Annotated in this window: 22 protein-coding genes; 13 read left to right on the forward strand and 9 right to left on the reverse strand. The window is 63.2% G+C overall.

The genetic code is table 11. The features are described 5' to 3' along the window. The first annotated feature begins 27 nt into the window (after positions 1-27). Together FQ668_RS01845 and FQ668_RS01850 are read left to right on the forward strand one after the other, a co-directional pair. Entirely contained in the window at positions 28-912 is an 885-nt protein-coding gene (locus FQ668_RS01845) for a sugar nucleotide-binding protein (RefSeq protein WP_019439170.1), read from the forward strand. Further along, positions 905-1,837, forward strand: a complete 933-nt coding sequence (locus FQ668_RS01850) for an NAD-dependent epimerase/dehydratase family protein (RefSeq protein ID WP_014589495.1) — start codon at positions 905-907, stop codon at positions 1,835-1,837. The genes FQ668_RS01845 and FQ668_RS01850 overlap by 8 nt, the downstream gene beginning before the upstream one ends. Before the next feature lie 30 nt (positions 1,838-1,867). Here the strand turns inward: FQ668_RS01850 and FQ668_RS01855 are convergent, their stop codons facing one another. Continuing rightward, positions 1,868-2,311, reverse strand: a complete 444-nt coding sequence (locus FQ668_RS01855; protein ID WP_014589496.1) for a helix-turn-helix domain-containing protein — start codon at positions 2,309-2,311, stop codon at positions 1,868-1,870. Positions 2,312-2,414: 103 nt separating this feature from the next. Between FQ668_RS01855 and FQ668_RS01860 the strand changes: the two genes are divergently transcribed. Beyond that, entirely contained in the window at positions 2,415-3,620 is a 1,206-nt protein-coding gene (locus FQ668_RS01860; protein WP_014589497.1) for an MFS transporter, read from the forward strand. On the opposite strand, the gene FQ668_RS01865 is transcribed toward FQ668_RS01860, so the two are convergent. The 5 genes from FQ668_RS01865 to FQ668_RS01890 all read right to left on the reverse strand — a co-directional run bounded on the left by FQ668_RS01865 (position 3,608) and on the right by FQ668_RS01890 (position 7,591). Further along, positions 3,608-4,291: an OmpW family protein gene (locus FQ668_RS01865; protein WP_014589498.1), complete on the reverse strand. Its 684-nt coding sequence runs from the start codon at positions 4,289-4,291 to the stop codon at positions 3,608-3,610. The genes FQ668_RS01860 and FQ668_RS01865 overlap by 13 nt on opposite strands. A gap of 109 nt (positions 4,292-4,400) precedes the next feature. Further along, the gene (locus tag FQ668_RS01870) at positions 4,401-4,913 is read right to left on the reverse strand and encodes a DUF3299 domain-containing protein (RefSeq protein WP_014589499.1); all 513 of its coding nucleotides are present in this window, start codon (positions 4,911-4,913) and stop codon (positions 4,401-4,403) included. 126 nt (positions 4,914-5,039) lie between these two features. Beyond that, positions 5,040-6,305 carry an ABC transporter permease gene (locus tag FQ668_RS01880; protein WP_019439172.1) on the reverse strand — a complete coding sequence of 422 codons (1,266 nt, stop codon included), beginning with the start codon at positions 6,303-6,305 and terminating at the stop codon, positions 5,040-5,042. Then, a complete protein-coding gene (locus tag FQ668_RS01885) occupies positions 6,305-7,015 on the reverse strand; it encodes an ABC transporter ATP-binding protein (RefSeq protein WP_010951796.1) in 711 nt (236 codons plus the stop codon). The genes FQ668_RS01880 and FQ668_RS01885 overlap by 1 nt, the downstream gene beginning before the upstream one ends. Continuing rightward, positions 7,016-7,591, reverse strand: a complete 576-nt coding sequence (locus FQ668_RS01890) for a DUF2796 domain-containing protein (protein ID WP_019439173.1) — start codon at positions 7,589-7,591, stop codon at positions 7,016-7,018. Between the two features lie 130 nt (positions 7,592-7,721). On the opposite strand from FQ668_RS01890, the gene FQ668_RS01895 reads away from it, so the two are divergent. Beyond that, positions 7,722-8,066: a hypothetical protein gene (locus FQ668_RS01895; RefSeq protein WP_003255407.1), complete on the forward strand. Its 345-nt coding sequence runs from the start codon at positions 7,722-7,724 to the stop codon at positions 8,064-8,066. 317 nt (positions 8,067-8,383) lie between these two features. Here FQ668_RS01895 and trxA read toward each other — a convergent pair whose 3' ends face one another. Genes trxA through FQ668_RS01910 form a run of 3 tightly spaced genes read right to left on the reverse strand, consistent with a single transcriptional unit; the run spans position 8,384 to position 10,394 of the window. Continuing rightward, positions 8,384-9,256, reverse strand: a complete 873-nt coding sequence (gene trxA, locus FQ668_RS01900; RefSeq protein ID WP_014589503.1) for a thioredoxin — start codon at positions 9,254-9,256, stop codon at positions 8,384-8,386. 31 nt (positions 9,257-9,287) lie between these two features. Then, positions 9,288-9,944: a methyltransferase gene (locus FQ668_RS01905; protein WP_014589504.1), complete on the reverse strand. Its 657-nt coding sequence runs from the start codon at positions 9,942-9,944 to the stop codon at positions 9,288-9,290. Positions 9,945-9,947: 3 nt separating this feature from the next. After that, complete coding sequence (locus tag FQ668_RS01910) at positions 9,948-10,394, reverse strand: YbaY family lipoprotein (RefSeq protein WP_014589505.1); 447 nt, start codon at positions 10,392-10,394, stop codon at positions 9,948-9,950. Positions 10,395-10,500: 106 nt separating this feature from the next. Between FQ668_RS01910 and nrdR the strand changes: the two genes are divergently transcribed. From nrdR to FQ668_RS01955, 9 genes are all read left to right on the forward strand, one after another. Beyond that, complete coding sequence (gene nrdR, locus FQ668_RS01915) at positions 10,501-10,965, forward strand: transcriptional regulator NrdR (protein ID WP_003255402.1); 465 nt, start codon at positions 10,501-10,503, stop codon at positions 10,963-10,965. Between the two features lie 2 nt (positions 10,966-10,967). Continuing rightward, positions 10,968-12,098: a bifunctional diaminohydroxyphosphoribosylaminopyrimidine deaminase/5-amino-6-(5-phosphoribosylamino)uracil reductase RibD gene (gene ribD / locus FQ668_RS01920; RefSeq protein ID WP_014589507.1), complete on the forward strand. Its 1,131-nt coding sequence runs from the start codon at positions 10,968-10,970 to the stop codon at positions 12,096-12,098. A gap of 42 nt (positions 12,099-12,140) precedes the next feature. Next, positions 12,141-12,806, forward strand: a complete 666-nt coding sequence (locus FQ668_RS01925) for a riboflavin synthase (protein WP_012312508.1) — start codon at positions 12,141-12,143, stop codon at positions 12,804-12,806. Between the two features lie 18 nt (positions 12,807-12,824). Continuing rightward, positions 12,825-13,916, forward strand: coding sequence for a bifunctional 3,4-dihydroxy-2-butanone-4-phosphate synthase/GTP cyclohydrolase II (ribBA, locus tag FQ668_RS01930; RefSeq protein WP_003255398.1), 1,092 nt, complete (start codon positions 12,825-12,827; stop codon positions 13,914-13,916). 91 nt (positions 13,917-14,007) lie between these two features. After that, positions 14,008-14,484 (forward strand): 6,7-dimethyl-8-ribityllumazine synthase, encoded by a 477-nt coding sequence (gene ribE / locus FQ668_RS01935; protein ID WP_003255395.1) that lies wholly within the window; start codon positions 14,008-14,010, stop codon positions 14,482-14,484. Next, complete coding sequence (gene nusB / locus FQ668_RS01940) at positions 14,481-14,981, forward strand: transcription antitermination factor NusB (protein ID WP_003255393.1); 501 nt, start codon at positions 14,481-14,483, stop codon at positions 14,979-14,981. Before ribE ends, nusB begins: the two co-directional genes overlap by 4 nt. Positions 14,982-14,999: 18 nt before the next feature. Continuing rightward, on the forward strand, positions 15,000-15,968 hold the full coding sequence (gene thiL, locus FQ668_RS01945) for a thiamine-phosphate kinase (protein WP_014589508.1): 969 nt from the start codon (positions 15,000-15,002) through the stop codon (positions 15,966-15,968). Beyond that, a complete protein-coding gene (locus FQ668_RS01950; protein ID WP_010951803.1) occupies positions 15,965-16,468 on the forward strand; it encodes a phosphatidylglycerophosphatase A in 504 nt (167 codons plus the stop codon). Before thiL ends, FQ668_RS01950 begins: the two co-directional genes overlap by 4 nt. A gap of 16 nt (positions 16,469-16,484) precedes the next feature. Next, positions 16,485-17,228, forward strand: a complete 744-nt coding sequence (locus FQ668_RS01955) for an ABC transporter substrate-binding protein (RefSeq protein ID WP_014589509.1) — start codon at positions 16,485-16,487, stop codon at positions 17,226-17,228. The last annotated feature ends 164 nt before the right edge of the window (positions 17,229-17,392 follow it).

A 17,392-nucleotide genomic window follows, 5' to 3' on the forward strand; every position in this document is an offset into this window, starting at 1 on the left:
ATCAACCTCTCCGGATCTGCTGACTCTATGCGTATGCGCCTAATGCTGTTGGGTGGTGGCAATGCCCTCGGGCAAGCGCTGATTCGTCTTGGGGCCGAGGAGGACATAGCATTCCTGGCACCGCGCCCGCCCGAGAACGGCTGGGCGCCCTCAAGCCTCACTCAGCTGCTCGATGACCATCGCCCCGACGCCCTGGTCAACCTGGCCTACTACTTCGACTGGTTCCAGGCCGAGTCGGTCAGCGAGCAGCGCCTGGCCCAACAGGAGCGGGCGGTGGAGCGGTTGGCAGAGCTGTGCCAGCACCATCAGATCACCTTGGTGCAGCCATCCAGCTACCGTGTGTTCGATGGTTCGCGGGCCACGGCCTATAGCGAAAAGGACGAGCCAGTGCCGCTGGGCATGCGTGGCCAGGCCCTATGGCGCATCGAGCAGAGCGTGCGTGCGGCCTGCCCGCAGCATGTGTTGCTGCGCTTTGGCTGGTTGCTGGACGAGAGCATTGATGGCGCATTGGGCCGCTTCCTGACCCGTGCCGAGCAACCACAGGAGCTGCTGCTGGCCGATGATCGACGTGGCAACCCGACGCCGGTCGATGATGCCGCCCGAGTGATCCTGTCGGTACTCAAGCAACTTGATTGCAATGCGCCGCTGTGGGGCACCTACCATTACGCCGGCAATGAGGCGACCACGCCGCTGGCGCTGGGCCAGGCAATCCTCGCCGAGGCCGGTCAATACCGTCAGCTGGCCGTTCAGGCCCCCACGCCGCAGGCCCATGCTGCGCGCCCGGATGCCAGCGAAGAGCCACAGCACGCGGTACTGGCCTGCAAGAAAATCCTTCATACCTTCGGTATCAAGCCGCGTGCCTGGCGCGCTGGCTTGCCACCTCTACTGGACCGGTTCTACCGCCATGGCTGACGCCCCCATCCTGATCACCGGCGGTGCCGGCTTCATTGGCTCCCACCTGTGCGATGCGTTGTTGGACAAAGGCTACGCCGTACGCATTCTCGACGACTTCTCCACCGGCCGGCGAAGCAATCTGCAGGTCGATCACCCACGGCTGGAACTGATCGAAGGTGATGTTGCCGATGCAGGGCTGGTCACTCAGGCGGCGGCTGGCTGCCGTGCTGTGGTGCATCTGGCAGCAGTAGCGTCGGTTCAGGCCTCGGTCGAAGACCCGGTGCGCACCCACCAGAGTAACTTCATCGGTACCCTCAACGTTTGCGAAGCCATGCGTGTGCATGGCCTGCGCCGGGTGCTGTTTGCCTCCAGCGCAGCGGTGTACGGCAACAATGGTGAAGGGGAGTCGATTTCCGAAGACACGCCCAAGGCGCCGTTGACCCCTTATGCCGTGGACAAGCTGGCCAGTGAGCAGTACCTGGACTTCTACCGTCGCCAGCATGGTCTGGAGCCGGTGGTGTTTCGCTTCTTCAATATCTTCGGGCCACGGCAGGACCCTTCCTCACCGTATTCCGGGGTGATCAGCATCTTCTGCGAGCGTGCTGTGCAGGGCTTGCCGATTACAGTGTTCGGTGACGGCGAACAGACCCGGGACTTCCTTTATGTGGGCGACCTGGTGCAGGTGATGGTGCAGGCACTGGAGCAGCCGCAGGTCGAGGAAGGTGCGGTGAACATCGGGCTGAACCAGGCGACCTCACTGAACCAGTTGCTGGCCGCGCTGGGGAAGGTTGTGGGGAGCTTGCCAGCGATCAGCTATGCGGCGGCGCGATCGGGTGATATCCGCCATTCGCGAGCAGATAACCAGCGGTTGTTGGCGCGGTTCGAGTTTGTGCAAGTGACGCCGATGGTTGAAGGCCTGGCAAAACTTCTCGGTAAAGGCTGAACCCCTCGGGGCTGCTCAGCAGCCCTGACATCACCCATGCCGCACCCTTCTGCGCTGGCAATCTTCGGGATGTAAAACCCGCCCATCCTGGCCACGGACCTGCAATATCTCAAGCGCCTGCCCCGTCACGCCGTCCACCAGCTCCGAACGCGCTTCACCCGCCTCGAACAGAAACCGCTCCCCCCACTGCCTCAAACCAACCACCACTGGAAACACCGACCGCCCTTTATCGGTCAGCACATACTCTTTGTAGGCACTGCCATCCGACGCCGGCTGTGTCATCAGCAACCCACTTTCCACCAACAGCTTTAGCCGCGAGGTGAGGATGTTCTTCGCCAGCCCCAGGTTCTTCTGAAATTCACTGAAACGCCGTAGGCCGTCGAAGGCATCGCGCAGGATCATCAGCGCCCAACGGTCACCCAGCACCTCCAGAGCCCGGGCCACGGGGCACTGCGCATTTTTTTCATCGAGCATGGGGCAAGCCTGTCTTGTTTATCTGGTTGCAGATTAAAACCACATTTGCTAAATAGCCAGCATGTGGTTTCAAATTAAAACCAGATTCCAGAGGCTTTGCCCGATGACACCTTCGCTGACACGCTGGATAACCCTGTTGCTTGCCACCACCAGCGCAATGGCGGTGGCGACGGTGTACTTCGCTCAACCGCTGCTTGAGTCGATGGCTGCTGAGTTGGGGGTGGCGCAGCAGCAGATTGGCTGGGTAGTCGGCGCGACCCAGGCGGGCTACGCCCTGGGGTTGCTACTGATTGTGCCGCTCGGGGACTTGGTCGACCGTAAACGTCTGTTGCTTGGCCAGTTGCTGTTCGCGGCGCTTGCGCTGGTCGGCGTTGGCATGGCGCCGAACTGGGCAATATTGCTGCTGGCTCTGGCGATCACAGGGTTGATGGCAGTCATGGTGCAGGTGATGGTGGCTCATGCGGCGAGCCTGGCCTCACCTGGCCAGCAAGGGCAGGCGGTAGGCACTGTCACCAGTGGTGTGGTGCTGGGCATTCTGCTGGCACGGCTGGCTTCGGGCGGGCTGGCCGACCTGGCCGGTTGGCGGAGTGTGTACCTGGTCGCCGCAGGGCTGTTGATGTTGCTGGCGCTGGTGCTGTGGCGCAGTCTGCCCGGCGGGCAGCCGATGGGGAGCCGGCCGGGTTACCGGGCGCTGATCGTGGCCCAGTTCAGCCTGTATCGGCACGACAGGTTGCTGCGCCAGCGCGGCGTGTTCGGTGTGTTGATCTTCGCCGCATTCAGCGTGCTGTGGAGTGCCATGGTCATGCCACTCAGCGCTGCGCCGCTGACACTGAGCCATACCGAGATCGGCCTGTTTGGCCTGGCAGGTGTGGCGGGCACGCTGGCGGCTTCGCATGCCGGTCGTCTGGCCGACCTGGGACGGGGTGAGCGTACGACCGGGGTGTCGTTGGCCCTGCTGACGCTATCGTGGCTGCCAACAGCGTTCGTCGAACATTCATTGCTGGCCTTCGTGCTGGGTGTGCTGATGCTGGACTTTGCCGTGCAGGCAGTGCATGTCACCAACCAGAGCCTGTTGCTGGCCGGGCGTGGTGCGATGGCTAGCCGTTTGATCGGCGCCTACATGTGTTGCTATTCGCTGGGCAGCGGTTTGGGGGCGGTGTTGGCGAGCTGGGTGTTTGCACACTGGGGCTGGGTTGCGGTGTGTGGGCTTGGCATGGGCATCAGTGCCGCCGCACTGTGCTACTGGCTATGGCTGCAACGCGCGAGGGCGGCCGAGGCCGCCCTGCAATGTTCAGGTCAGAACTTGTAGCCAAGGCCGACCATGTATACCCAAGGGTCGACGTCGACGTCGACCTTGGTCTTGCTGTAGCCAAGGGCGGTCGGGCCGTTGACGCTGGCCTTGGTGTCGATGTCGACGTACCAGACCGAGGCGTTTACCAGCAGGTTGTCGGTCAGCATGTAGTCCATGCCCAGTTGGCCGGCGATACCTACCGAATCCTGCAGCTTGAGGTTGCTGAAGCCTTGTTGCTTGCGTGCGCTGCTCAAATCTTCGTCAAAGAACAGGGTGTAGTTGATACCGACGCCAGCGTACGGCTGGAAGCGCGAATTCGGTTCCATTGGGTAGTACTGCAGCGACAGCGTCGGTGGCAGTTGCTTGATGTCTGCCAGCTTGCCGTCCAGCCCGCCGCCCAGACCTTTTACGCCGACGGTGTGCTTGAACGGGGTAGCTGCCAGCAGCTCCAGGCCGATGTGGTCGGTGAGCATGTAGGCAAAGGTCAGGCCCAACTGGGTATCGCTGTCCAGGGTCGCCTTGGTGCCAGACACCTTGTTACCGTCAAACTTGAGGTCGCCGCTGCTCTCGTTCGGGGCGGTGGTGATGGCGCCTGCGCGCAGGATCATGTCCCCCGCCTGATAGGCGTGGGCGGCAGGGGCGGCGAGCGCAAGGGCCACAAGCGAGGCACCCAGCAAGGACTTGTTCATGGAAGCTCCCAAAGGACGTTATTAATCGAGTAGTCCAATGGTACGGAGCTGGTTAAACAGAAAGTTTGACCCAGCTCAAAGAAGCGTCTTCACGAATTCGAAACAGTTCTCATCTCAGCTCATAAGCGTAGATTTTCTCGGCTTCCATCTGGTAGCCGGCGTCGGCCAACTCGCTACTGGAAGCTCTAACCTGCATCTTTCCCTCGATCCAGTAGGGCTGGTAGAGGTCTTCGATGCGCACGCCCATCTCGCTGAAAATGTGCACGATCTGGTTCGGCGGTGGCGGCGGCACGTGGATGCACGCGCCATAGTAAGGGACCAGCAGGAATTCGGTGGTGCGGCCTTCTTCGCTGACCTCCAGTGGCACGATGTAGCCGGGTAGTTTGACCTGTTGGCCGTCGAGGCTTTTTACCACCGGCGCGTCGGGCGCCTGTTGGCGCGCGGGTGGGGCGGATTCGGCAGACAGGGCGTTGCTGAGCTGTGACATGTCGTGCAGCGGGGTGAGTTGCGGCGGGATGACCGGGGCACCTTCGGGGATCAGGGCGGGCCAGTCCAGCTCCTTGGGTTCGGCGGCCCATAGAGGCATCGCTACCAGCAACAGCAGGGCCAGCAGCATGTGCATTGCCGGCCTCTTCGCGGGCATGCCCGCTCCCACAGGTACTGCACAAGCTCCGAAGCCTGCGGGGCTCCCTGTGGGAGCGGGCGTGCCCGCGAAGCAGGCGGTGAGGTGTTTGATCATTACGCGCACTCAGAGGTGTATGGACAGGCCGTCGGCCAGCGATTGCCGGTAAGCCCGCCACGCCGGCACGCTGCCCATCAGCACCGCGGCCCCCAGGATGATAGCCAGCAAGGTCCATTCATGGGGACTCGGCAGAGCCAGTGGTAAATACAAACCATAGTTGGCCTGCACGTACCCCTGTGCCAGGGCGATACCCGCATATAGCAAGCCAAGCCCGGCCACGATCCCGACCGAGGCCAGTGACAGTGCTTCCAGTACCAGCAACCCCGCAATATGCCAAGGCCGGGCCCCGACCGAACGCAAGATCGCCATCTCCCGGCGGCGTTCGTTGAGGCTGGTGAGAATCGCCGTGAGCATGCCGATCAAACCGGTCAGCACCACGAATAGCGACACTACGAACAATGCCTGTTCTGCAGTGCCCATCAGGCTCCACAGCTCCTGCAGGGCGACCCCTGGCAGGATCGCCAGCAGCGGCTCGCTGCGGTACTCGTTGATCTCTCGCTGCAAACTGAAGGTTGCGATCTTGCTGTTCAGACCAAGCATGAACGCAGTGATGGCGGCAGGTTGCAGGTCCATCGTACGGGCCTGTTCGGCGCTGATGCGCCCGGCGCCACGGGCGGGTACGCCGTTGTGCCAGTCGATATGGATCGCCTCCATGCCGCCCAGGCTGATATGCAAGGTGCGGTCGACGGGGGTGCCGGTGCGCTTGAGTACGCCGACCACGGTAAACGGCTTGTCGTCATGCTTGACCAGACTGATTGCGGCCACGCCGTGGGCCAGCACCAACTTGTCACCCAGCTTGTAGTGCAATGCCTCGGCCACTTCGGCGCCGAGCACTACCTCGAACGGGTCGTTGGCAAACTCACGCCCTTGGCTCAGTTGCAGAGGCTGGCGGCGGCCGTACTGGTAATGGCTGAAGTAATCTGTGGTGGTGCCCATCACTCTGTAGCCACGGTGCGAGTCGCCCAGCGAGATCGGGATTGCCCACTTCACCCGTGGGTCCTGTGCATAGTGCTGGAAGCTGTCCCAGCGGATGTTATTGGTCGCATTGCCAATGCGGAACACCGAGTACAGCAGCAGGTTCACCGAGCCGGAGCGTGCGCCGACGATCAGATCGGTTCCGCTGATGGTGCTGGCGAAGCTGGCACGGGCTTCGGTACGGACCCGCTCAACAGCCAGCAGCAGGCACACCGACAGGGCAATGGCAAAGGCGGTCAGAAACGCAGTGAAGCGGCGGTTGGCCAGGCTGGCCAAGGCAAGGCGGAGCAGGTACATCAGGCCTCCCGGGGCTTGGCGGCGCGGTTCAGTTCGGCAAGCGACAGGTGGCGGTCGAACAGCGGTGCCAGGCTCTGGTCGTGGCTGACGAACAACAGGCTGGCACCGGCGGCCCGGCACTCATCGAACAGCAGGCGGATGAACGCTTCGCGGGTGTCTGCATCCAGTGCCGAGGTCGGTTCGTCGGCAATCACCAGTTCAGGCTGGCCGATCAGTGCGCGGGCGGCGGCGACCCGCTGCTGCTGGCCGATCGACAGGCTGTCGGCGCGGCGGGCGAGCATGGCAGGGTCGCCCAGGCCCAGGTGGGTCAGCAGCGTGCTGGCCGCCTGGTCAACACTGCCATGGCGCTGCTCGGCGCGCGCCTTGCGGCTGCGCGAGAAGCGGCAGGGCAGTTCGACGTTTTCACGTACCGAGAGGAACGGCAGCAGGTTGAACTGCTGGAAGATATACCCTGTGTGATCGACCCGAAAGCGGTCGCGGGCGCCCTGGCTCAGGCTGCCGAGGTCCTGACCGAGCAACTGGATGCGGCCCTGGACCGGCACGTTCACCCCGCCCAGCAGGCCCAGCAAGGTCGTCTTGCCACTGCCGCTAGGGCCCTTGAGGAACAATGCTTCACCAGCGTCCAGGCGCAATGCCGGAATATCCAGCAGCGGCGGGTGACCTGGCCAGGCGAACACCAGGTCATGCAGATCGATCAACGGCTGGTTCATTCAGAAGGCGACCGCTGCCTTGGCCGGCGTGGTTTCCACGCCTTTCTGGCCATTGGGGCCGATCAGTTGCACGTTGATTTTCTGGGTGGCGGGGAAGGCCTTGAACAGCGGCGCCAGGTCCAGCTCTGTCAGTTTGTCGGGGTTGGCGCAAGTCAGCTGATAATGGGCGCCGATGTCGCTGTGCTGATGGCCGTGCTCGTCACCCTCGTCGTCGGCCTTGGAGGCGTCACCGAAGAGAGGGCTTTCCAGTGCCTGCTGGTCTTCCTTGCAGCCTGCGGCGGCGGAAAGGCCGAACAGCTTCAGTGGTTGTTCAAGTTGCTGGCGCACGGCGGCGACTTTGGCCTTGTCGGCATCGCTGCTGGCGGCATGCTCGAAGCCGACCAGGTTCATTGCCGGGCTGTCCAGTTCCAGTTCCAAGGTATTGCCATCGAGCACTGCGTTGAGCTTGGCTACGCCATGCTCGTGGGCGCCGAGGGAGCCGTGGGCATGATCATGGTCATGGTCATGGTCATCGTGAGCATGGGCCACGGCCAGTGGCAGCAAAGCGAAGGGCAGGGCGAGCAGCAGGCGGCGCATGGACGACTCCGGAGCGGGCTGAAAGATCGAGTTATGTTATAACAACTTCTCGGCGTGCCGCCAGCCTGTGTGGCGCATGTTTCATGTTGCGGTAGCATGGCTGCATTGACTTGGGCTCAAGGAATGCATCATGAGAATTCGTGGACAGATTGGTGACTGGCCGGTGGACCTGACCATCGAGCTGACGCCTGAAGAGTGGGCGCAACTGGGGCGGCAGACCGAGGTGCCGATGGTAGCCCAGGCGGCCGCGACAGCTGCGGTGGTCGCGCCGCGCCAAGATGACGGTCAGTGGGCTGCGGCGCGTGATGTGTTGCGTCTGGCAGGACAGATGAGCGGGCCGGAATTGCTGGACCGGCTGGAAGGGTTGGCGGGGAGTACGGCGGCGGGTAAACGGTTGCTGGTGCGCTTGCGGCACAGCAGTGAGGTAAAGGTAGAAAGTGGCGTGGATGCGCCGATGTATCACTGGGTGGGGTGAGTGCTGTTTTCGCTGTTGGAGCCAAGCCTGCGCGCTCGCCTGTAGGAGCGGTTTTACCCGCGAACACCGGCAGAGCCGGTGCCCTCCACCGTGTTGCTTCCTTCGCGGGCATGCCCGCTCCCACAGGTCCAGCGTAGGTTTCAAGGTCACTCGGTACCTGCAGAAGCACCCGTCTTGCTCAAAATCTGAAAAGCCTGCGTGCTCGCCTGTAGGAGCGGGTTTACCCGCGAACACCGGCAGAGCCGGTGCCATCCACTGTGTCGGTTTCTTCGCGGGCATGCCCGCTCCAACAGGTCCAGCGCAGGCTTCAAGGTCACTCAGAACATCGCCGCCGACAGCTTGCGACGATAAACACCAACCAGCGGGTGATCGCCACCCAGCAACTCGAACACCTGCAACAGCGCCTTCTGCGGCAGCCCGTTCTCGTAGCCACGGTTACGCTGGAACAGCTTCAGCAGCCCCTCCAGTGCCGCCTCATACTGCTGGCGCGCCAGTTGCTGAATGCTCAGCTGATAAGCCGCCTCGTCGTCTTGCGGATTCTGCGCCAGACGGCTTTTAAGGTCAGCCACTTCCGGCAGGCTGGCAGCCTGGCGCAGGAAGGTCAGCTGGGCCTTGGCACCGGCCAGTGCAGCTTTGTGTTCGTCAGTCTTGACCGCATCCAGCACCACTTGCGCTTCGCCCAGCTCGCCACGCTCGGCCAGGCAGCGGGCATACAGGATCAGCGCCTCGACATTGCTGTTGTCCTCACCCAGTAGCGCCTGCAACAGCGCTTCGGTTTCGGCAAAACGGCTTTCGGCAAACAGCGCCTTTGCCTGCTCCAGTGGCGCGGCGGTGGGCGCGGCTGGCATTTGTACATGCGGCTCGAGCATGGCGCGGATCGCCGACTCCGGTTGCGCCCCGGCAAAACCGTCCACCGGCTGACCGTCCTTGAACAGCACCACTGTCGGCAGGCTACGGATGCCGAACTGGGCAACCACCTGTTGCTCGACATCGCAGTTGATCTTGGCCAGCAGCAGTTCGCCCTGGTAACCCTCGGCAATCTTTGCCAGCAATGGCATCAGCGCCTTGCACGGCGCGCACCACTCGGCCCAGAAGTCCACCAGCACCGGCTTGTGGAAGGAGTTCTCGATCACCAGTTGCTGGAAGTTGGTATCGGTGGCGTCGAAAATGTAAGGCGTGTCTTGGGTCATCGCGACTCTCGCAAACTCGTGTATGGCTCCACTATAAGGTGTCGCGGCTGGCGTGGTACAGGCTGACCCGGCGGAATTCGTGTGGCTCGGCCAGGTCCGGCAGGGTCAGTGCTTCGAGCACGCCCAATTGCTGGTACAACGGGTGGCGAAAGTCGCGTACCCGCGAGTCGGCCACCAAGGCCTGCCGACCGCGGCTCAGGAAGGCATCCAGCAGCGGCAGGTTGGCGCGGTCGTACAGCACATCGGCAACCAGGATCAGGTCGAAGCGGTCTTCCTCGGCAAAGAAATCGCTGCTGTAGCTTAATGTCACCCCGTTCAGTGCTGCATTCGCACGGCAGGCATCGAGGGCCAGCGGGTCGAGGTCGCAAGCCACCACTTCCCGTGCACCGGCGCGTGCAGCAGCAATGCCGGCGATACCAGAGCCGGCGCCAAAGTCCAGCACGCGCTTGCCTGCCACCCATTCCGGGCGTTCAGCCAGGTAGCGGGCCATTGCCAGCCCACTGGCCCAGCAGAAGCTCCAATAGGGAGGCTCTTCAAGAATGCGCCGGGTTTCTTCGCTGCTGAAGGCGCGATCCATATTCTGGTCGTCGATCAGCCATAGCTTCAGGTCACAGTCGGGCAGTTCGCTGACGATCAGGCGCGCTTCGCCGATCAGGCCGCTGAGGGCTTGTTGCAGGGCCAGCGGCATCACTTAAGGCGCCTTCTCGAAACGCAACGGGCCGGTGGCCTGGGTTTGTGCCTGGGTAATGCGCACCGGGGGCAGGTGCATGATCAGCTGGCCGGAGTTGCTGGCGCGGCCACGCAGTTCGACCCGGGCACCGGGCGGGAAGGCTTCGGGGTTGAAACGCAGGTGGTAGGGCAGCGCCTGGCCGGTGCCGGTCAGGTTGCTGCTGGCCAGCAGGCGCTGCGGGCGGTCGCGTTCGTCGATCACCAGCAAGGCCAGTTCCACCTCGGCACCCGCCGGGATTTCCAGCAAGGTGCCGCTCAGCTCGCGCTGGTAGGCCGGCAGCGGGCCCAGTACTTCGGCCTTGGCCGAGGGGGCGGGCGCGGGCACCGGGTTGTCGGTCTTTGGCCTGTTGCTGCCGCAGGCGGCAAGCAGAGCGGCGCAGCACAGCACGACGAGCGCTCGGTAGTGCATGGGGGAGTCCTTCACGGGCATATTTCCCATGGATGTTAACCCCTTTGGCTTGTCTTGCCAGTGCAATGCGCTACCATGGCCCTCCCTTTTTTTGTTGCCTGCCACCATGCACTGTCCCTTTTGCGGTGCCAACGACACCAAGGTCATCGACTCTCGCCTCGTCGCCGAGGGCGAGCAGGTGCGCCGCCGCCGTGAATGCGTGGCCTGCGGCGAGCGCTTCACCACCTTCGAAACCGCCGAGCTGGTGCTGCCCCGGCTGATCAAGCAGGACGGCACGCGCCAGCCCTTCGACGAAGAAAAGCTGCGCGCCGGCATGCAACGGGCCCTGGAAAAGCGTCCGGTCAGCGTCGAGCGCCTGGAAGCTGCGCTGGCGCACATCAAGAGCCGGCTGCGTGCCACGGGCGAGCGCGAAGTCAAATCGCTGGTGGTCGGTGAAATGGTCATGGCCGAGTTGCGCAAACTCGATGAAGTGGCCTATATCCGCTTTGCCTCGGTGTACCGGCGCTTCCAGGACCTCGACGAGTTCCGCGAAGAAATCGACCGCCTGGCCCGTGAGCCAGCTAAAGAGTGAACATGCCCAGCCAAGCTGCCATCCTTGACGCCCACTACATGGCCCGTGCGCTGGAGCTGGCGCGTAAAGGCCTGTACACCACCCACCCGAACCCGCGCGTAGGCTGCGTGATCGTGCGCGATGGCGAAGTGGTTGGCGAAGGCTGGCACGTGCGCGCCGGCGAGCCCCATGCCGAAGTGCATGCCCTGCGCCAGGCCGGTGAACTTGCCCGCGGTGCTTGTGCCTACGTCACCCTGGAGCCATGCAGCCACCATGGCCGTACGCCGCCGTGTGCCGAAGCGCTGGTCAAGGCCGGCGTGGCGCGTGTAGTAGCAGCCATGCAGGACCCTAACCCGCAAGTGGCGGGGCAGGGCCTGCGGCGCCTGGCCGAAGCCGGAATCGAAGTGGCCAGCGGGGTGCTCGAAGCCGAGGCCCGCGCCCTCAACCCAGGCTTCCTCAAGCGCATGGAGCACGGCCTGCCGTTCGTTCGCGCCAAGCTGGCCATGAGCCTGGACGGCCGCACCGCCATGGCCAGTGGTGAGAGCCAGTGGATCACCGGCCCGGCCGCCCGCTCAGCCGTGCAGCGCTTGCGCGCCCGCTCCAGCGTGGTGCTGACCAGCGCCGCCAGCGTGCTGGCAGACAACGCACGCATGACAGTGCGTGGTGCCGAGCTGGGCCTGGATGCCGAAACTACTGCCCTGGCTCTTAGCCGCACACCCTTGCGCGTGCTGGTCGATGGCCGTCTGCGCCTGTCACTGGCGTCGCCGTTCTTCCAGGCTGGCCCGGCTCTGGTGGTGACTGCTGTCGCAGATGACCCGCGCTATGCCGCTGCCGGCCACGAATTGCTCAGCTTGCCGGGCGACAATGGCCAGGTCGACCTGGGGGCGCTGCTCCACGCCCTGGCCGCCCGCGGCGTCAACGAAATCCTGTTGGAAGCCGGTGCCGGCCTGGTTGGCGCCTTCGCACGGCAAGGTCTGGTCGATGAGTATCAGCTGTTCGTCGCTGGCACCTTCCTCGGCTCTCAGGCCCGGCCGCTGCTGGACTGGCCGATGGACAAGATGAGCGAAGCACCACGGCTGAAAATTACCGAAATGCGCGCAGTGGGCGATGACTGGCGGGTCACGGCCATCCCCCTGCCAGCGCCCGGCGTATAATGCCGGGCTTGCCCCGTGCAAACCGTTTTTGAGGAAGACCCCATGTTCACCGGCATCATCGAATCCATCGGCACCATCCGCAGCCTGACTCCCAAGGGTGGTGACGTGCGCGTCTACGTAGAAACCGGCAAGCTCGACCTGGGGGACGTCAAGCTCGGCGACAGCATCGCGGTCAACGGTGTATGCCTCACGGCCGTAGAACTGCCGGGCGACGGCTTCTGGGCCGATGTCAGCGTCGAAACCCTCAAGCGCACCGCCTTCATCGACCTCAAGAGCGGCAGCAAGGTCAACCTGGAAAAAGCCCTGACCCCCACCACCCGCCTGGGCGGGCACCTGGTCAGCGGCCACGTCGACGGGGTTGGCGAAATCATTTCGCGCAGCGATAGCGCCCGCGCCATCCAGTTCCGCGTGCGTGCACCGAAGGAACTGGCCAAGTACATCGCCCACAAGGGTTCGATCACCGTCGACGGCACCAGCCTCACGGTCAATGAGGTCAATGGCGCCGAATTCGAGCTGACCATTGTCCCGCACACTCTGTCCGAAACCATCATGGCCGATTACCGTGCAGGGCGTCGGGTTAACCTTGAGGTCGACCTGCTGGCCCGTTACCTGGAGCGCTTGCTACTGGGTGACAAGGCCGCCGAGCCGAGCAAGGGCAGTGGCATTACCGAAAGCTTCCTGGCCGCCAATGGCTTCTTGAAATCCTGATTGAGAAGGGGGTGCCGCGTGGCGCTCAACAGCATCGAAGAACTGGTCGAAGACATCCGCCAGGGCAAAATGGTCATCCTGATGGATGACGAAGACCGCGAGAACGAAGGCGACATCATCATGGCGGCCGAATGCTGCCAGCCGGAGCACATCAACTTCATGGCCAAGCACGCCCGTGGCCTGATCTGCATGCCGATGACCCGCGAACGTTGCGAAACGCTGAAGCTGCCGTTGATGGCGCCGCGCAACGGCTCGGGCTTCGGCACCAAGTTCACCGTGTCGATCGAGGCCGCCGAGGGCGTCACCACCGGTATTTCCGCCGCCGACCGCGCACGCACTGTGCAGGCTGCCGCTGCCAAGGACGCCAAGGCCGAAGACATTGTCAGCCCTGGTCACATCTTCCCGCTGATGGCCCAGCCAGGCGGTACGCTGGCGCGTGCCGGCCACACCGAAGCCGCCTGTGACCTGGCGCGCATGGCCGGTTTCGAGCCAAGCGGCGTGATCTGCGAAGTGATGAACGACGACGGCACCATGTCGCGCCGCGCCGAGCTGGAAGTGTTCGCCGCCGAGCACGGCCTGAAGATCGGCACCATTGCCGACCTGATCCACTACCGCATGATCCACGAGCGCACCGTGCAGCGTGTTTCCGAGCAATCGGTGGAGAGCGAGCTGGGTGAGTTCAACCTGGTCACCTACCGTGACGCGGTCGAAGGCGACGTGCACATGGCCTTGACCCTGGGCAAGATCTGCGCCGAAGAGCCGACCTTGGTACGGGTACACAATATGGACCCACTGCGTGACCTGCTGCTGGTCAAGCAGCCCGGCCGCTGGAGCCTGCGCGCGGCCATGGCCGCAGTGGCCGAGGCCGGCAGTGGCGTGGTGTTGCTGCTGGGGCACCCGCTGGACGGCGACGTGCTGCTGGCGCACATCCGCGAAAGCGCTGGCGATGCACCGGCCAAAGCACCGACTACCTACAGCACTGTGGGTGCCGGTTCGCAGATCCTGCGTGACCTCGGTGTGCGCAAGATGCGCCTGATGAGTTCGCCGATGAAGTTCAACGCGATATCCGGATTCGATCTGGAAGTTGTAGAATACGTGCCCTCCGAGTGACTTGAGGCGGCATTGACGCCCTCTGCTCGAGTCCAGACCCCTGTCGAGGCCGCTTGTATGCGGCCTCGCTCTTGAAGATGAGAATATCGGAATGACCCTGAAGACCATCGAAGGTACCTTCATCGCCCCCAAAGGTCGCTATGCTTTGGTGGTTGGCCGCTTCAACAGCTTCGTTGTCGAAAGCCTGGTAAGCGGTGCCGTTGATGCCCTGGTACGCCACGGTGTCAGCGAAAGCGACATCACCATCATCCGTGCCCCGGGTGCATTCGAGATCCCGCTGGTGGCACAGAAGGTCGCCCAGCAAGGCGCCTACGACGCGATCATCGCCCTGGGCGCCGTGATCCGTGGCGGTACCCCGCACTTCGAATACGTGGCGGGCGAATGCACCAAGGGCCTGGCCCAGGTGTCCATGGAGTTCGGTGTTCCGGTGGCCTTCGGCGTACTGACCGTCGACTCCATCGAGCAAGCCATCGAGCGTTCTGGCACCAAAGCCGGCAACAAAGGTGCTGAAGCTGCCCTGTCCGCACTGGAAATGGTCAGCCTGCTGGCGCAGTTGGAGGCCAAGTGATTAGCGACGAAAGCGATCGTTTCAACCCGCGCGATCCAAAACCTGCGGATGCCGGCAAGCCCTCCAAGAGCGCCAAGCGCCGCGAAGCCCGCAAGCTCGCGACCCAGGCCCTCTACCAGTGGCACATGGCCCAGCATTCGCTGAACGAGATCGAAGCGCAGTTCCGGGTGGATAACGATTTCACCGATGTCGACGGTGCCTATTTCCGCGAGATCCTGCATGGGGTCCCGGCAATCAAGGGCGAAATCGACAAAGCGCTGGTGCCTTGCATGACCATCGCACTGGAAGAGCTCGACCCGGTCGAGCTGGCCGTGCTGCGCCTGTCCACCTGGGAGCTGATCAAACGCGTCGACGTGCCTTACCGCGTCGTGATCAACGAAGGTGTGGAACTGGCCAAGGTTTTCGGTGCCACTGACGGCCACAAGTTCGTCAACGGCGTACTGGACAAGCTCGCACCTGCGCTGCGTGAAGCAGAAGTCAAGGCGAACAAGCGCTGATCCTGGCGCTGCCTGGCCATGGGTGAGTTCGAGCTGATCAACCATTACTTCGCCGCAGCGCCCTGTGCGCAGGGCGGCGAGGGCGTGGCGCTGGGTATCGGCGACGACTGCGCCCTGCTGGACCTTCCCCCCGGTGAGCAACTGGCGGTGTCGACCGACACCCTGGTCGCCGGGGTGCACTTTCCTGCTGTCTGCGATCCGTTGCTGCTTGGCCAGCGTTCGTTGGCTGTGGCTGCCAGTGATCTGGCAGCCATGGGCGCGACTGCAATCGGCTTCACCCTCGCATTGACCCTGCCTGACGTTGGCTCTGACTGGCTGGCGGCCTATGCCGACGGCCTTGGTCGCATGGCCCACCGTTGCCGCATGAGCCTGATCGGTGGTGACACGACGCGCGGCCCCTTGAGTATCACCGTAACCGTGTTCGGCCGCGTGCCGGCTGGCCAAGCCTTGCGCCGCAGCGGTGCAAGGCCGGGTGATCTGTTGTGTGTCGGTGGTTCGCTGGGCAAGGCCGCCGGTGCCTTGCCGCTGGTGCTGGGTGAGCGCGAGGCGCCTGCCGCGCAGGCCGAGCCGCTGCTGGCTCATTACTGGTCACCGATGCCGCAGCTTACTCTCGGGGCTCTGCTGCGTGGCAAGGCCACTGCGGCCCTGGACATTTCCGATGGCCTGCTCGCTGATTGCGGGCATATCGCCAAGGCATCCGGCGTGGCGCTGGAGGTGAACCTGGCGCAGGTGCCAGTGTCTCCTGCCTTAGAGGCATTCCTCGGCCGCGAAGCGGCGTTGCAGGCAGCACTCACCGGTGGCGACGACTATGTACTGGCCTTCACCTTGCCGCCCGAAGCGCTGGCGCCCTTGGCTGGCCTCGGTTGCATCGAGGTACATATCATTGGTCGTGTGCTCGAAGGGCAGGGTGTGACCTTGCGCGACTCACAGGGCCAGGACATAACCCCCGTCCAGCGGGGCTATCAACACTTTAGGGAGAGACCGTGACCGATCACCCCAACCAGGTGCCTGCGGAGTTCGTTCCGCCTTCGGTCTGGCGCAACCCGTGGCACTTCATCGCCTTTGGCTTCGGTTCCGGCACTCTGCCCAAGGCCCCGGGTACCTGGGGCTCGCTGGTCGCCATACCGTTCATCCCCCTGTGGCAGTTGCTGCCCGACTGGGGCTACTGGTTGTTGCTCGGCGTGAGCATGCTGTTTGGCTTCTGGTTGTGCGGCAAAGTTGCCAATGATTTACGCGTACACGACCATGAAGGCATTGTCTGGGACGAGATTGTCGGCATGTGGATCACCCTCTGGCTGGTGCCGGAGGGCTGGCAGTGGCTGTTGGCAGGGTTCCTGATGTTCCGCTTCTTCGACATCCTCAAGCCGTGGCCGATTCGCTGGATCGATCGCCATGTGCACGGGGGCGTCGGCATCATGCTCGACGATATCCTGGCCGGCGTGTTTGCCTGGCTGGGCATGCAGGTTCTGGTGTGGGCGGTTGCCTGAAACAGGGAGTGCGTGAATGACCATAAGGACTGTACTGCTGGCAATGCTGCTGAGTATTGCCCCGTGGGTGACGGCTGCCGAGGGCATACCGAAACAGATCCATCTGGTTAGCGAGGAGTGGCTCGACTACACCAACGCCGACGGTACCGGGGTAGCCTGGGATGTGCTGCGCAAAGTGTTCGAGCCGGCCGGTGTCGAGGTAATTACCCAGAGCGCGCCCTACAGCCGGGCGGTTGGCCTGGTCAAACGCGGCGAGGCTGATGCCTGGGTAGGCTCGTACAAGGAAGAGAACGACGACAACCTGTACCCGCGCTGGCACTTCGATATGGACCATATCTATGCCCTGGGGCTGGCCAGCAAACCTGTGCCTACCCTGGAGACCATCGGCAAGTACCGGTTGGCCTGGGTGCGTGGTTATGATTACGGCAGCTACTTGCCCAATGTGCGCGAATTCCGCGAAATCCAGCGTCGCGAGGGCATTCTGCCGATGCTCGAGCATGACCGGGTGGATTACTACATCGACGCACTGACCGAGGTCGACTATGTGCTCGGGCAAACCTCTCAGCCAGAGCGTTTCCGCCGTACCCATGTGGCCGAGTTGCCGTTGTACCTGGCCTTTGCCCGTAACGACCAGGCCAAGGCTCTGTGCGAGCTGTTCGACAAGCGTATGAAGGAGCTGATACGTAGCGGCGAACTGAAGCCGATTTTCGAGCACTGGACACAGCCCTATCCGTTCAGCACGGATAGTCACCCGCACTAAAGCTGTATACACCAAGGTCTGTCGCGGCCCTCTGGGGCAGCGGGCTTGGGTTTGAGCGATGGCTTTTAATAATTATCGAACTTTTCGATCTTAAGCCACTGTATACAGCCAGCCCACATTCCCCAACCTGCTGATACAATCGGCCCACGAGAAATTTCCTACTT

The sequence above is a fragment of the Pseudomonas sp. Kh14 genome (genome assembly GCF_900291005.1).
Taxonomy (GTDB): Bacteria; Pseudomonadota; Gammaproteobacteria; order Pseudomonadales; family Pseudomonadaceae; genus Aquipseudomonas; species Aquipseudomonas alloputida.